Source organism: Micrococcaceae bacterium Sec5.7 (assembly GCA_039636785.1).
Classification (GTDB): Bacteria; Actinomycetota; Actinomycetes; order Actinomycetales; family Micrococcaceae; genus Arthrobacter.
Genome location: CP144170.1, coordinates 79,743 through 95,400 on the forward strand (window position 1 = coordinate 79,743; position 15,658 = coordinate 95,400).

Below are 15,658 nucleotides of genomic sequence, written 5' to 3' on the forward strand. Positions count from 1 at the left end.
GTATCCCGAAATGCTTCTGCTTGCATGGAGTCATGACTGAGCAGCCGCCACCAGCGGTGACAGAAGACCTGGACCGGCTGCGGACGGCACTGGACGGCGCCATTCCCCCCAGAACTGTGTCCAATCTTCTGGTCGGAACGTGGAACATCCGGGCCCTGGGCGACCTGACCCCCAAGTGGGTGGCCAAACCCAGGGACACACCCAAGCGGGATTGGCATGCGCTGGCCTGCCTGGCGGAGGTGATCTCCCGGTTCGACATCGTCGCCGTCCAGGAATCCCGCCGCAACCCGAAGGCCCTCAAACACCTGCTGGCCACCCTCGGCCCGCAGTGGCAGGTCATCATCTCGGACGTGACCGAAGGTTCCGCAGGCAACGGCGAACGCCTCGCGTTCCTATACGACAGCGAACGGGTCCAGCCCTCGGGCCTGGTCGGGGAGATCGTGCTGCCACCGATCGGGGATGACCCGGCCCGTCAGTTCGCCCGCACCCCGTACACCGCCAGCTTTACCAGGGCCGGGGTCGAGTTCACCCTCGCGTCCGTACACGTGTTGTGGGGCAAGAGCCCGACCGAGCGCCTGCCGGAGATCACCGCCTTCGCCCAATGGATGCGGGAATGGGCGGTCCGGCCCAACGATTGGAACTCAAACTTCATTGTGCTCGGGGATTTCAACTTGGACCGGGTCGGCGACCCGCTTTACGAGGCATTCATCGCTACCGGCCTGTGGCCGCCGACAGAACTGGACAAGGTTCCGCGGACGATCTTCGACAACGACAACACCCGGCACTTCTACGACCAGATTGCCTGGTTCTCCAAGGCCGACGGCACGTCGCTGCTTCAGGGCCTGACCTACGGGCAGCGGGCCGGCTCCTTTGACTTCATCCCGCATGTCTTCCGGGACCTGACCCGCAGCGAGGTGTCTTGGCGGATCTCGGACCACTATCCGCTCTGGTGCGAGTTCCTGCTGGGCTGAGCGCTGGATAGTGGCTCTTAGTATCTGATGTGCATCAGGTCATCGGGTCTGGTTTCGGCGGCGTCGCGGTGCCTGTACGCCTATGCCCCAGACCTGGCCGCCTAGACGACACCTGGGCCAGTTGGAAAGGATGTAACCATCAGGGCAGCCCAGCCAGATCGCTGACGAACACAGCCATCTGAGGGGGCGCGTGGGCATCTGGAAGACAGGAACCTGTGAGTTGGATCGGGATCGGCAGGGTGTCCAGGTCGAAGTGGACGCGGGTGCTGAATGGTTGCTTGCACCACGGGATTGACCAATGATGTGCATGGCGGCGCTCGTCAACCTTGTTGGAGGAAGGACTGTTGGTCTTTGCTTCGGGGAGCGACCGCTAGTAAGGGGGGCTGGTCCCTGGTCTCAGCACGTCGGGGGTGCCAGCCCCCACCCATAATTTTGGCTGCTTGTCTTCAGACGCCCCGCCGCCCCGGATCCGAGCTGAGCCCTGGTCAAACCTCAACGGTCCAGACCGCTCATCTGCGGATTCCATATGATCCTGCGCGGGGGCCTCTCAAGCACGAGTCAGAGACGATTCAGTCTGCTTTGAGACCGACGGCGATCTGCTGCCTCGGCTCCTCCCGTTGTTGCTGGTGGCTCCGGCGTCGCTCTGGGAAGGGAGCATGGGAGCGCCCCGATGCTATTGGGGGATGCATCGAGGCGCTTGCAAAAGCATATTAGGAGGACTTTTTCAAGTCAAACTGCTACGGCAGCATCCGAGAACCACACGACCGAGCCGAAGCAGCGCCACGGATTGGCGGCGTTTTCATAGCGCTAAATGGGCGGCGTTTGGTGTTCGTAAGCCGATCCCTCACCGTACTGCTACGCTACGCCTCAGATCGTCGGTGTCTTGGTTGAGGCCGGCTGCTTTAACAGTTCAGCCTCCGCAGGGTCGGTGTCCGTCTCGGTGTGTTCTGTGCTCGTTGTCGGCGAGACCGCATCGGACGGGTCTTTGCTCGAATCATCCTGGTACTGCAAGCGGTCCAGCTGTCCAAGTGCCGCTATGGCGTCACGGAAGGCATCGAAACGAGGCACTGCTGGGTGTGCACGATCACCCAATTCGTACTCACGCTCAATCGCGGCGAGGGTGAGTCGTGCTCTGTCAGAGTGCGTGTCATTCGGCATTGCGAGGGAAAGCTGACGGAGTAACCTACTTGCATCGTACTTTCGGATGCCTGCGGGGTGGTCGCGAAGGAAAGCTTGGATGTGACGGGCTAGTTGATCGTTGGCGCGTTCGTCGGACTCGTGGTCAGCGGCGTCCTCAAGGCGTTGGGCGAGGTCACCGAGCAGCAGAGTGAAGCGCCTTCGCAATTCATCGGCGCCGTCCACCTCGGAGTTGAGTTCTAGCAGCTTGACGACTTCCCGGGCAAAGCCGGCTTTCTCGATGTGTTCATCGGGGAAGACCGCCGCGATAGCTGTCTCTAGCGCATCCCAAACAGCGTCCGTTGAACGTGCGAACTCCAAGATCAGTTCGACCGAAAACTTTTGCCCCGTTGACTCAGTCAGACTGATGAAACGAGCGATGTGATTAAGGGCGGCGCGGCGTGCGATCGATATGGGAATGAGATCCTCGATTTCGACCGGGGTGGTTCCCCAATCGGTTTGAACACCGTGACGTTCAGCCCATGTGTCTATCCTGACGATGTACGAGTCCTGCAGTACTCGCTGTTTTCGCATGTCTCCGCGTTGCAGGACGCGCTCGGCTCTGCGGCCCGCATCGTCTCCGTCCAGCAGTGCTACACACGCTGGTTTGACGGTGTCTCGACCGCGCGCCAGGTAAACCATGTATGGGATTCCGTCGGCTCCGCCGCTGCCGACAATAGTTACCCGGTTTAGATCCATCACGGACGCCGTGGTCTGCTCCCGATCGGCAATGTGAGCTGACAGGCCGGCCAGCAGCACCTGATCGCCAGCCCCCTCCACGAAGAGATTCTGTCCACCGATGAATGCAGTCTCCGCTATATAGACGCCCAACGAGGATCGGAGAGGTTCATATCGGTTGTTTGCTGCGTCTCTAACGACACGAGTACCCTCCTCGTCCGCTCCCTTGTCCAGGACGCGTATGCGTTGGGGTGCGTTCTTATCGATGAGAAACGGTGAGTGGGTGACGTAAACGACTTGGCCACCAGCTCCTCCGTCTTCGGGGTTGGCATAGTCGTGCAGGATGCGCAGGAGGTCCTGCTGTCCCACGCTGGATAAGTACGCGTCGGGTTCATCGAGAAGCAGAATCGCCGAGCCGTTGCCCGCGAGGCGGTGTGCGGTGAGTTGAACAAAGTAGCTGAGAAAAAACCGTAGGCCCTGGCTGCGTTCTTTGAAGGAGTATGTTGACGCTGTGCGGTCTTGAATAGTAAGTGCAAGTTCGTGTTCGCGTGCCTCGACGAGCAGATCAAACTGTTTGTCTTGGGTCCACCAGCGTTGGATATTGAGGTTCTCCTTGATTGCCGCATTCATGCGGCCCACAAGCCCCTCGACGTAACCCTCCCGGCCTTCTTCGAGCCCGCGCTGCAGTTCAGCGAAGGACTCTGGGGCAATTTTCGCTGCATCAATCAGCAACTTGCGCGCGAGCTCAAACTCAGCGTCTTCATCAGCTGTGGACATACTGCCGGCAGTGTTTTGCGCCGCCAGCAGCGTGGCAAGAAGCTGATCCAGCATTCCCGCGGCCGGATCTGAAGCGTCGATGCCATCAAGCAGCTGACTGCGTTGCGGGCGGCGTAGCGAGCGTCGGTTGTGTCCGGCGAGACGCCGGATGGAGACGCTGTCTGGGATAGCGAGGTCAGTAACCATCTCGAACACTTTTGGGAGACGACTTTGGACGATGGCCAGATCTTCATCGGTGATGGCAACGCGTTGACCGTCGATGACGAGGAAAGGTGCGCGGTCACCGGGGCGGAAGAGGGCGAATCGTTTCGCGTTCTCTAGTGCCCTGATCCCGATCGGCGTTTCGTTGGCTTCCAGTTCCAGCCAGGCACCGAACTCGGGGTATCGCAGCTGATCCACCTGGACGGAGTACTGCGCAGAGTATCGACAAAAATCAGCCCGATCAATGCGGTCTAGGCCGAGTGCAGCCTTTATTGCCCCAAGAAGGTGGCTTTTTCCCGACTCATTCGCTCCGACAATCGCGGTGATATCGGTGTCGATTGGGATGCGTACGAATGGATACCAGGGGCCCTCCTGGTCCTCCCAAGACTCACGGTCGGCACTCGGCCGGGCTTTCAATTCGAAGTCGAAGTTGAAGGACTTATAGAACCGAACGTCAATGCGTGTCAGCTTCATCGGCGGACGCTCCTAAATATTCGTGGTGGACCTGCAAGGAGCTTATCGAACTCCTCCGACACTTCGATGCGACAGGCGCCCGTAAGCCGGTCCGCCACCGGCCGCTATTCAGTCCTGGCACGTGGCGGGAAGCCCTGGGAGGATGATCCGGTAACCGTGCGGGCTCTCGCTGCAATGCTCAGGGACTTCCGAGCAGACTGTGACACACCAACTGCGGACCGCTAGTGCGGAACGGGACCGCTTACCTGGCCGAGCTGGTGATCACTCTGGCCACGGGCCCTGTTCATCGCCCTCGATGACCTCGCCCGAGCCGCCGGGACCGACACAGGGCAGCTAGCTGTTGGACAGGGCGGAACTCAGGGCGCTCAGTGAGGGCCGGTAGGCCACCGTTTGGCTCCGGTGAAAGTCGCTCTGGCCCTTGCATTCACGAAGATGCCGCCGGCGAATGCCCTGGGGCAGCTTTCTGCATGGCGTCCTTCACCCGGCCTATTACTTGTTCAAGTCGATAACCCGGGTGCACCTCGATGAGTACACAGCCGTACTGTCTGCAGATGTCTAGCTTTCGTGCGTCTCGTTCCTGCTGAAGCTCGAAGGCTTTGGCGCCGCCGAAGTACTCGACGGGGTTTGAATGCTGTGCCCCCTGGTACTCGATCCCGATGCTGTAATCGGGGAGATAAATATCGAGGCTCTGTGGGGCGAGCCAACCTGGACGGGCCTGGTGCACCACTCGTTCCTCTGGGAATGCCGCCTGCACCTGGCGCAGGAGTGCCATCTCCGACACCCATCCCTCCCCGACTCGGGGAATTTCAGCACCGTCTCGAGCAACGTTTTCGGCTTCCCGGGTGAGAGCCCGACACCGAGCGAAAAGGAGCGCAAAAAGGAGACTCCACGAGACCCAGGGGGCGGGCCAATCAATTGGCTCCTCATACCCCGGCCATACCTGGAATGCTCCGGGCGGTTCTCGTAACGTGCTACTCCCACGCGCTTCCGCGAGGAGAGCCCTTACATGGTCACCCGTGAAGCGCTGCACGACCTCATCTTCGACGCCGGCCGCCACTTCGTTCACTGATCTGTCGGCAGTCACCCGACTCCAGAAGTCCTCTACGAGGCTGACGCCATGAGCGGCGTGGAAGTCATCGAGCCGCGCCTGAAGCGCGTGGAAAATCGCCTCCAGGTGCCCAATGCCCTTCCTGGTGATTCCGTACTCCGCCCACCTAAATACTTGCATTGCTGTCAGCGGAGGGTGGCCGAGATGCGCCGAGAGTGTCAGGTGGTGTGACGGACTAACCTGGTCGCCGAGCGCGGCGTAACCGGAAGCGAAGTCGCCCTCAAGAAAATAGAAATCAGCCAGCGCGGACTCCGCATAAAGAGGTCGGTCAGCGCCACGGTATGCACTCACCAAAGACTCCAGCGTGCGCCTGGCCCCAATCGGATTCGTCCGACGCTCGTCCAATAGCTCGTATAGCAACATCGACCCGTACCCCGACTGTCCCTGCACGTCCACCGGGTCGCCGGCGAGCAGCGACGGGAGGAAGGTGCGGCGGTAGAACGACTTCTGCAGCCGGTTCATCTCCGGTCGTTCCAAGCCAGAGTAGAACTTCGGCACTCGACGCGGTGCTTTTGGGGTGGCTGAGGCCCCGGCTCTGTCTTGTTCCATGGCCCCATCTTCTACGAGAGTCACTCACGCCGCCTGGATTACTCCAATGAAAAGTGAGCGAAGCACTTGCCGCCGGCCACCAGGGCAGCCACATGCGGCGGCGAGCCTCATTCCGCCTTCCCTCTTCCGGTCATAGGGAGGAAGACCCTGTCGAACGTCTCGTCAATCAGCTGGTTCTCGGTTTTGTCGAAGTCGGGAAGTACCTCGGCGAGGGATTTTGACAGCATCCACGTATTCAGGACGTCGTCCTGGACGATGGCAAGAAGGGCAGTTCCTACCTGGGATGGTGAAAGCACCGCCAGCATTTCGATGTCCCGAAGGGACACGGTAAGTACAGGCAGGCCTGGATCCTTGATGGTCATCCTGACGGCGCGATCGTTCGCGTGATAGAAGGGTTCGGCAGTGACTACAAGCCCGATCAGGGGGCGGCCAGAGGGTATCGCAGCGTATGCCGTATTGCCCGTTCGGATTTCGGCTGCATTGTTCGCAAGCTGACGGTAGGCCTTGCTTATGGTTTCGTTGGCCTCCTGGAGACCTATAAGCGTGCCCGCTCTGGCCCCCAGTTTCATTTGTGCTGATTTACACTCGATCAATATCGTGGCCTGCGGTGTGATGAGGAACCAGTCGGAGGAATCGATGCCGCCGACACCTTTCTTATTCCATCGGAATTCCTGGAAGACAGTGTGTTCTCCCGTGTGCTGGAGCTGCCGGCCTGTGTAGGCCGCGACTCGCGCGCCCATGATTGCTCCGAAGTTCTTATCCGCCCAGAGCCGCATTCCGCGGTAGTAGAGGTTTTGGGGCGCCATCGCCCGAAGGAGAAACTGTGGCTGCGGCGCATATCTGAGTCCGTCGCCGATATCCATGAGAGGCGTTTTGATCAGGGGATTGTAGGCGTAGCGCTGATAGGCCGGCGGAAGCTCGGGCGCGGATCTACCGTCTGCACGTGCTTCAGCTATGGTGGCCGTCAGTTTGTCCATAACGGCACGGGCTACCGCTGCTGCAGGGACCATCTCTCCGAGCGCTTGGTACGCGTCGGAGGCGAGCCACTGGGGATCGAAGTGTCCTCCATTTTTCATGACGCCGACTGCGATCATGAAGGATACTGCCAGGGCATCCTCGATGGATCCGCCGAGAAGTTCTGTCCAGTCCACGCTGCCCGGCCAGCCTTCCGTGCCCGGCGTGTCCACCCATAAGAGGTAGGCACGTGCCAACTCCTCCTTAATGGGTACCTGATACGGGATCTGTTCGTAAACGTAGCCCCCCAGTACCGATAAGTAACTGAAATCAGGATGGTCTTCCTTCTCATCGTGTGAGATTGAGAACAGATTCCGCATACGAGTCACGGCGCGATCGTCCACTGGCTTGCCGCGGTGATCGTTGCTGTAGAGAACACAGTCACGGGCCATGGCTGCATAAATCCACGGTGGAAAACCGGCCGGCCAACTCTTGTCCCACTGCATGGCGATGTCTTTTTCGTCTGCCGCTCTGGCTGCGATGGCTGGAATCAGATCTCGGGGAGAATGCCTGCGCACCGCCTGCCTGAAGTCTGCATATGGAGGATATCTCCGCGCGCTGCCACTCATGCCACCAACTTACTTGACGCCAATCCTTGCTGGGCGAAAGGTGCCAGCACTCTGCCAGTCAGAGTCCTGAATCCAGATATCCGGCGGACCTTTTCTGAGCAGCACCCCTTGCATCCCTGCAACCATGGGGATTTCCACGTCCTTTGATCAAAACCATCAAAAGTGGATGGCCGCCCCCTGCCCTGGGCGATTCGATCCATCGCCATCCAATTAGGGGCACTTTTCATCCAGTTTCCACCGGTGTCCCACCTTTTCTTTTCCCGAGGGTGGGACACGGCAGATGGCTCTGACCTGCTAAAACTCCAATCCAGGCAGTTCGGGATATCCGGGGGTGGGACAGCGTTAAAGCGCTCTGAACTGCGGAAACGTTGTTCTTTGGTCATTTTGTCCCACCTGTCCCACCTTTTGAAAAACAGGTGTTCCGTATGTGCGCGCTTGCGTGCGCGCGCGTGCGCGCGCGAGGCTCCTTTTGTCAAGACAGGTGGGCAAAAAGAATTTTGAGGATGTCTGTCCGGTTTCGTCCGTCCGGGTCCCCTCTTGTTGGTAGACCATTCCTACTGGAGAGAGATTAGAGACCTTGACCACGATTAACGCCACGCCGAGGCTGTTGGGCTCCAAGATCTTGAAGCATGATCGCAGTACGTTGGAGCCATGGCTAAAGATAAGCGCTACTACGGGGATCGGAAATGCATCAGCGCCCGGGTGCCTGATGAGTATCACTCAGTCTTTGAAGCACTCGCTGCCCAGGAAAACCTTTCTGTGGGCACTTGGGCCGTCAAGAAGCTCTTTGAAGTCTCAGACCTCCCTGTTCCTGATTTCGTTGAAAAGCAGGCTCAGAAGAACCGCAGCGCCCAAGGGGGTCAGTCCTCGACAGCCGCTTAAAACAAGAACAGCCGCCCTGCGAAGGCAGCTGTTCTTCAATCCTAAAGACCTGAGCTCTGACGCCAATCAAGTTCTCAGATCGATATTTGCTATTAGAAGGACCCCCCAGGAGGAGGCCTTGGTATTGCTATGAGTATAGCCAACATGATTCATGTTGCGCGAGAAATCTCCGCCCGCGTGTCTAGCGACTTTCGGGGCGGGGTTCCCGCGTGACATCAATGACTCCTGCCCCAGTCTCCAGATCATCCCTGGACCGGGTAATTGCTGCGCTTGAAAACCGGGGCTACCCGATCAAGCGAAGCGATCGCTTTATGACCCTGTGCCCCTGCCACGCTGACCGCACCCCCTCGATGCATGTCACTTGGGAAGATGGCAAGGTCATGCTGTTCTGCTTCAGCTGCAGCAATTCAGGGTCCGCCACCTTCGAGGACCTTGCACGCGGTATTGGCCTTGAGCCATCAGATCTTTTCGATGAGCCGCTTCCGCCGCGTGATTCCCGACCCAACGCCTCCGTGACCAAGAAGCCGGTGGAACGGCGCAAACCACTCCCACAGATCCTGCCATCGGCCGATGACTCGAACGGTGCGCTGCAACCCCGCCATCGTTTCGAGACCACCGCGACTTATGACTACGTCGATGCTGAGGGGAATCTCGTTCAGCAGGTCATCCGTGAGGAATGCAAGGTCAAGGCGCATCCCTCGAAGCGCTTCAAGCAGCACTTCGTTGACACCGCTACCGGTGAGATCGTCAATCAAAAGCCCGCTGGCTTCGTCCCGGTCCCCTACAACCTTCCTGCGGTCCTGGCAGCCGTGCAGGCCGGAAAGACCATCTATTTGGTGGAAGGGGAAAAAGACGCTGATACCGCGGCCGCTCACAAGCTGGTGGCCACGACCAACGCCCAGGGCGCCGGCGTCTTTCCCAAAGAACTTGCCATGTGGCTCCTTGGCTACCGTGAAAACGGCGAGGCGCTGCAGACGAAGGTCCGCGTCGTCGCTGACCGGGATCTCGCCGGCTACCGTCGAGCCGCGAACCTTTACCAGGTACTCACTGATATCGGGGTCAAACCGACCATCGTTCTCCCCGCCACCAAAGACCCTAAATCCGATCTCACCGATCACTTTGAAGCCGGATACGGTACCGGAGATTTCATCCCGACGTCGCTGCAGACCGTCCAACTCCTGGCCCAGCTCGAAGACATCCGCCAGGCTCTCAAGCACGTCGACGCTGCCTGCGAGCAAAGCGAAGCGCGATTCCGTCTCGCTCTGGACACATCCGACGAGACAACCCAGGAAGAAGAAAAAAGCGCCGCTGAATCCTGGGCAAAGGAAGGGTCCCGTCGGCTCAGCAGTATCCGTGAACTTGCTGACATCGGTGGCGAGGTAAACGCCGATGACGCACAGCTGGTCACCGCCATTGGTGAAGTCCGTGACCAGGCCTTCGCCAGAGTAAATGACACTTACACCACCCTTGGCCTAAAAGCCCCCGCCTCTGTCCTGGACCGTCAGGGCGGCGAAGTCGTTCCCTTCGCAAAGCCGACCGGCCCCGTTGTGGCCCCAGGCGTCTACGCCGACGATCCTGCCCCCCACGTCCCCAACACGACCGTTACCTACCGGGTCAGGCGCGGCGAAACCGTGAAGGTCACCGAGAAGTTCTCCGAAGACGAAGGCGTGAAGTACCGCTACGACAGCGTCATGAACTGCTGGGCCGAGGTGATCGATCAGTTCGTCGAAGACGACGGCCTCGAATCAGAGTTCTCCCGCCCGTCCTTGGGCATGAGAGTGAAGTTCCGCCGGTGGCGCCGCGACGAAAACCAGCGCCCCATCAGGCTGCCGGACGGTTCCTTCGAAATCGAAGAGCAGATCGTCACCTGGACGGCCGACACCATCCAGAAGGGGAAATGGGCAGAAGAGATCCCCTGGTACGGCGCAGCTGCCCTGGCCTCAACCAGCCGGCGTGGCAAGGACGCAGCCTTTGACGGAATTCTCAAGGCCGTCCAGGGACCAGCCCAAAAGACCGCGAAATACACCTCCACAGGATGGAGGGAGACCCCCGATGGTCGAATCTTCATCCATGCCGGCGGGGCCATCAGCGCAACCGGTCCCGTAGAAGCAGACGTCGCTCTGCCTGACGCGATGGCCGTATACCGGATGCCTGACCCCACGACCGACGCCGGACGCCTCCGCGAAGCCTGGATGGAAGGCGTCAAGCCGCTGCTCAAGGACATTCCGGCCCGGATCGTCTACCCGATGCTCGGCTTCGTTTTTGAGTCCGTTTTCGCCGACAGAATGAAAGTCACCCTCCACTTCCAAGGTGGTCGATCGTCCTACAAGACAGCCTGCGCCAATATCGGTATGCAGTTCTTTGCCCCGGGGATCCACTTCGGCAACAAGCGCGAGGTTGTCTCAGGTGCCAACTCGGGCGGAACCGCCCTGGGTATTCTTCGCACCGCCGCAATCTGCGCCAACATGCCCGTCCTGGTCGATGACTTCGCCCCTGACGGCGATCCTAAACGCGCTCAAAAGAAGCTGGGCGACGTCGCTCGCATCAACTACAACGGTTCCCTGCGCGCCGTCGGAACAGTCAACGGCGGTGTTCGCAATGACCGGCCACTGAATACCGGGTTGATCACCACCGGCGAGCTGGGTCCGGACGACTCGGCCGAAACCCGGTTGCTGACACTGCTGCTCTCGCCAGGTGACATCCAAAACGCACAGGATCTGTTTCCCCGGCTGGAACACACCGTGGCCCGCCGAGGCCGTGCCCTTCTGGGTTCATCGCTGATCCAGTACCTAGCAGAAACCTTGGACGAGGAAATTGCCGAGCGCGCGCACTGGCAGGACCACCGCGGAGAACCAGGGAACCCTTACGACTTCTGGGTGGAACAGATCCGCAAGCTCCCTCATGATTCCAGCTTGGAAGGCCGCTTCTCAGATTCGGCCCAGTGGTGCTCCCACGGGATCCGATTGATGCTGCGCATGATGGTCACCCGCGGGGCTCTCAGCCAGGAAGAAGCCACCAACATCCTCGCCCGGGCTGACCAGGGAATCCTGGAAGCTCTGGCCTTGCAGAACGATGTGGCCGGCGACTCCGGACACCGCCTGATCAACTACCTCAAGGACGCCATCGCCTCTAACGAAGCGCACCTGAGCAATGCCGACGGCGGCATGCCCGAAGACGCGCACAATTTCGGCTGGGTCAGCCGGGGATCCAGCACATTCAACGGGATTCTCCAGGAACAGAATTGGGTACCGATGGGCACCAAGATCGGTGTCATCAAAAATGGCCGGGCATTCCTGATCCCAAGCGTTGTACTCGGCATCGCCAACCAGATGGCGAGCCGGGCCGACGCCACCTTCGGCGAATCCCAGGTCAGCATCGCCTCAGCTATGCTCTCTCACGGCTGGATCGTCCCGGACAGGGACGGCAAACACGCCAACCAACGCCGCATCTCAGGGAAGAAGATGCGCGTCTGGGACATCCCGATCGCCGTACTCCTGGGTGAAGACGACATCCCTGATGACGGGCCCGGCTCAACTCCTGAACCACCTGTCGCGCCGGCCTCGCCGCCGCTTTTCCCGGACGGCACCCCTGCCGGGCCAACCAATGATGCGCCGGTCCCCGGCACCCACCACCCATCTGACGAGCTGCAGCCCAAGGAGGGCCAGATGCCACAAAGCCATACCTTCGTCGACGTCACCGGCGAAGTCGTCCTCATGGATCACCTCAGTCAGTGGGAAGACTGCATCAAGTGCCAGGAACAGGCCGCCGGCGCGATCGACGGGCTTCCTATCCACATGAAGTGCTGGAACGCCTCCATGGAGGCTCTGAGAGTCGAACAGCAGTCACTTACGGCCAACGCCCCGGCTGTCGTTGTAGACCCTGCCCCCACAGCTCCGGCGCCGGTCGAAACGCCACTGCCGGCCACCAGCACCATCGAAGATGAATCTGTGCCCTTGGAGGATCCTGCTGACCCAACCGCTGCCTCCAAGCCCGAAAGCGAATCAGCACAGCTGCCCACCTTCGATGCCGCCTTGGCTGTCCTGGACGTCGACGGCCTCCATATTCCAGGCCAAGCACTCCGTCCGCTGGAAACCATGCCTGCTCACATGGGCGAAGTCGCAGACCTTGCAGCAAGCCTGAACCTGGGCACCATCGTCCGGAAGACCAAGAATCAGGCCGGAAAGTGGAACTACAAAGCCGCTCCGGGCCAGTTCTACATCACCATCGAGGCCACCAAGCTGCTGCTGGGCCTCGAGGACCTGCCCGGTGACCGAACCCAGCGCAACGAACTCATCAAAGCCCACACCACCGGCCATCCCTTCGTGACCCAGGCCCTGGACCAGGGCTGGCTGATGAGCAAGGAAGGCAAGTTCCTTGGTGGAACCACTCGCATGTGGCGCAAAGACGACAACCGCCGGGCCATGATCACGCTCATCCCCATGCTCGGTGACGACGCCTATCCTGCCATCGTCGAATTCCGCAAGGACGGCAAGCCCAAGGGCCCGGCAAAAGCTGACGTCATCGCCACCCGTCTCCAGCGCCTGGCCGCCGCACTGCAGTACCCCTACACCGTTTCGGCCAGCAGCACCGGGCTGGATCTACTGTCCGAGACCCGGAAGGACCGCGAAGAAACGCTGGCACCCCTGGAGCCGGTTCCGCCGGCAACCATCCCCGGGCTGGTGCTGGACTACAACTGGTCCCGCAAACCCTCTGCCGAAGAGGCTGAACACGAGTTCATCCACGCCTACGACCGTGGAGCCTCATACCTCGCAGCCGCTGACACCGTCTTTGGCATCGGACACGCCACCCACCTGACCAACAACCCAACGTTTGACCCGAAGCTGCCCGGTTACTGGCGAATCAACATCCCGCCGGCAGAAGAATGGCTGCACCCGTCAGTCTTCAACCCCCAGGGCACCATGTCATACGACGACTACTGGTACACCACCGAAACGCTCACTTTCGCCACCAAGGATCTCGGCTACGAAATTGAGCCGCTGGAAGCCTACGTCTGGGAAAAGTCAGGACGCATCTTCTCCGGATTCGTCAAGCGCATCGTCGACGCCAGGACCCTCCTGGACACGGCAGATCCCGATGACCAGGCTGCCCGGGACATCATCAAATCCATGTACGTCCGTACCTTCGGCATGATCGGATCCCACGAGCACCAGGCCGGCCGTCAGGGATACGCCCCCGAACGCTACGACACCATCAAGGGCCGGGCCGGCGCCAACATCCTGCGCAGAATCATCGACATCGGCAAGAAAACCGGCCGATGGCCAGTCGCCGCCTACACCGATGCGCTGCTGTACACCTCCAACAACCCCGACGGTGCTGCCGCATGGCCTGGTGAACCAAAGACCTTCGGCCGCAAACCGGGCCAGTACAAGCACGAAGGCACCGCCAAGCTCGCGGACCTCCAGAAGTACCTCACCGGCTCAGGCTTCGACCTCGAAGCCCGCAACCTGTTCAAGTAAGGAGGAGCCACCGTGTACGAAGATCCCAAACCACCCACACCCACCGAGCGGCGCAGCACCTTCTTCGCTGCCCTTACCGGACGGAAAGGCGCAGAAGTCTCGGGTAAATCCACCAACATCGTGGGGATGCTCCAGACGCTGTTCCCCAAAGAAGGAAAGATCGATACCCGCCGTGCTGCCGAACGTCTGGGAGTCAGCCAGCGGACGGTGCAGCGCTGGGCGAAAGGCGAGCAGAAGCCGAAAGCTGACAACCTTGCCGCGCTGAACAAGCGCGCACGGCAGGCTGCCACCACAAAGGCCGGCCGTGCCGCTGCCGTTAAGAGCCAGCTGCACGGCAAACTGGCCCGGCAGGGCGCGAAAATCACCATCCGCGGCCATCAGGGCGTACCTGGTACCAGCGCTTACGGAGATACCTACACTCGTTTCCGGTCAGCAACACTGAAGATGACGCCAGAGCAAATGCACGATCTCTACATCGCCTACGCCGAGCACGGAGACACCGGGCTCCACGATTTCCTCGAGCAGCAATACAGTGAAAATTACGGTGCGGGCCAATGGAATATGGACTTCATCAGCAACATCGACCTCAACGAGATCTAGGAGCAGCGGCTCAGGTGGGTTCCGCGGCCGCCAGCGGAGGCAGCGGTGCCGCCTCCAGGACGGCCGAGGAGCTCCCCTGCAGCCGCTGAAGGCCCCGAGGACCGTGAATCAGCGGCAGGGCCAGCCGCCAGTCATCGCAGGCCTTCAGCAAGGCAAATTTTGCCGCCTGCGCCTGGAAGTAGTTGGGGTAGATCTTTCTTTCAAAAATGGCACCACCGCCAGCTCCTGCAGTGACCCTGGTCAGAGACTTTTCGTCGAGCCGGCCAATTCGCGGAATCCACACACCAATGCTCCTGAACCACACCAGGTACAGCACATGAGGCTCAGTCCAACCTCTCTTGTGCCAGTCCTCACCCCGAACGCCTTTCAGCTTTAGCGTCTCGGCAGCATCGACAGCATTTCGCCATTGCACCCGCTCCTGATCTCTGACCAGATCCGGAACTGCTACCAACCTGTGAATATCGTCTCTCCAGCGCGCCGGCAACCTGGTGCGGACCCACCGCCGCACAGTCCCTATCGACACCAGGCATTCTTGGGCCACGGCCGCTGCGTCCAGCCGGCCATCAGGCTTGAGAGCATCCAACGCCAACCCCAGCACAAAATGAACCTGCGGACCATCAAACCAAGCCGAAACACCAGGTGCCCTTGAGGGAGGCCGGACCCCAACATTCTCGGAGGAACCGAGCAGCTCCGGGATCCTCACGACTCTGCCGGCTTATCCTCACCCTCGGCAGCTTTGGTCGCCACCTTGGTTGGCCGGCCCCGCCTATTCGGGTTGCGAGCCGCCCTGGCCGCCATATAGTCCTCGATGTCCTTCCGGGCGTAAATAGTCACCTTCTGGACCACCGGCTGAGGAAAATCCGGATCAAACTTCGGCTGCTTCTTGCGCGCGGCCGAAGCCTGGGTGATGAAGCTCTGCGGCTGGATACCCAACAGCTCGGCAGCCTCATCAGTAGTCAGCCAGCCCTCGCCCAGAATCGACATTTTTCGTCCTCACATTCCTCGTTAGCAACACGAACGGAAATCACATTGCATCACCCATTAATGTATCTCAGATCAACTAAAGAGTCTGCTTTTCGCCAAAAGATCACAAAAGCGCATCGCAGCGCGCAGCCGGCTGGCCCGCTCCCCCCAATCGCGGAGCGATTGGGGGGAGCGCAAATCACAGCAAAGCCGCCCACA

General features: G+C 60.2%; 9 protein-coding genes. 4 read left to right on the top strand and 5 right to left on the bottom strand.

The features are described from left to right. Window positions 1-32: 32 nt before the first annotated feature. Entirely contained in the window at window positions 33-971 is a 939-nt protein-coding gene (locus V3C33_21025) for an endonuclease/exonuclease/phosphatase family protein (protein ID XAS69918.1), read from the top strand. A gap of 867 nt (window positions 972-1,838) precedes the next feature. Here the strand turns inward: V3C33_21025 and V3C33_21030 are convergent. From V3C33_21030 to V3C33_21040, 3 genes are all read right to left on the bottom strand, one after another. Beyond that, window positions 1,839-4,277, bottom strand: a complete 2,439-nt coding sequence (locus tag V3C33_21030; protein ID XAS69919.1) for a hypothetical protein — start codon at window positions 4,275-4,277, stop codon at window positions 1,839-1,841. A gap of 424 nt (window positions 4,278-4,701) precedes the next feature. Next, window positions 4,702-5,883 (bottom strand): hypothetical protein, encoded by a 1,182-nt coding sequence (locus tag V3C33_21035; protein XAS69920.1) that lies wholly within the window; start codon window positions 5,881-5,883, stop codon window positions 4,702-4,704. A gap of 158 nt (window positions 5,884-6,041) precedes the next feature. Continuing rightward, on the bottom strand, window positions 6,042-7,517 hold the full coding sequence (locus V3C33_21040; protein ID XAS69921.1) for a hypothetical protein: 1,476 nt from the start codon (window positions 7,515-7,517) through the stop codon (window positions 6,042-6,044). Window positions 7,518-8,168: 651 nt separating this feature from the next. Here V3C33_21040 and V3C33_21045 point away from each other — a divergent pair. From V3C33_21045 to V3C33_21055, 3 genes are all read left to right on the top strand, one after another. Continuing rightward, the gene (locus V3C33_21045; GenBank protein ID XAS69922.1) at window positions 8,169-8,399 is read left to right on the top strand and encodes a hypothetical protein; all 231 of its coding nucleotides are present in this window, start codon (window positions 8,169-8,171) and stop codon (window positions 8,397-8,399) included. Between the two features lie 218 nt (window positions 8,400-8,617). Continuing rightward, window positions 8,618-13,876 (top strand): CHC2 zinc finger domain-containing protein, encoded by a 5,259-nt coding sequence (locus V3C33_21050; protein ID XAS69923.1) that lies wholly within the window; start codon window positions 8,618-8,620, stop codon window positions 13,874-13,876. A 12-nt stretch (window positions 13,877-13,888) separates the two neighbouring features. Beyond that, window positions 13,889-14,476, top strand: a complete 588-nt coding sequence (locus V3C33_21055) for a helix-turn-helix transcriptional regulator (protein XAS69924.1) — start codon at window positions 13,889-13,891, stop codon at window positions 14,474-14,476. A 10-nt stretch (window positions 14,477-14,486) separates the two neighbouring features. On the opposite strand, the gene V3C33_21060 is transcribed toward V3C33_21055, so the two are convergent. Together V3C33_21060 and V3C33_21065 are read right to left on the bottom strand one after the other, a co-directional pair. Beyond that, a complete protein-coding gene (locus V3C33_21060) occupies window positions 14,487-14,759 on the bottom strand; it encodes a hypothetical protein (GenBank protein ID XAS69925.1) in 273 nt (90 codons plus the stop codon). A 416-nt stretch (window positions 14,760-15,175) separates the two neighbouring features. Beyond that, on the bottom strand, window positions 15,176-15,460 hold the full coding sequence (locus tag V3C33_21065; GenBank protein ID XAS69926.1) for a hypothetical protein: 285 nt from the start codon (window positions 15,458-15,460) through the stop codon (window positions 15,176-15,178). Between the last annotated feature and the right edge of the window lie 198 nt (window positions 15,461-15,658).

Coding starts and splice junctions, on each gene's coding strand:
- V3C33_21045 (XAS69922.1), top strand. CDS start 8,169: ATGGCTAAAGATAAGCGCTACTACGGGGATCGGAAATGCATCAGCGCC.
- V3C33_21065 (XAS69926.1), bottom strand. CDS start 15,460: ATGTCGATTCTGGGCGAGGGCTGGCTGACTACTGATGAGGCTGCCGAG.
- V3C33_21030 (XAS69919.1), bottom strand. CDS start 4,277: ATGAAGCTGACACGCATTGACGTTCGGTTCTATAAGTCCTTCAACTTC.
- V3C33_21050 (XAS69923.1), top strand. CDS start 8,618: ATGACTCCTGCCCCAGTCTCCAGATCATCCCTGGACCGGGTAATTGCT.
- V3C33_21040 (XAS69921.1), bottom strand. CDS start 7,517: ATGAGTGGCAGCGCGCGGAGATATCCTCCATATGCAGACTTCAGGCAG.
- V3C33_21025 (XAS69918.1), top strand. CDS start 33: ATGACTGAGCAGCCGCCACCAGCGGTGACAGAAGACCTGGACCGGCTG.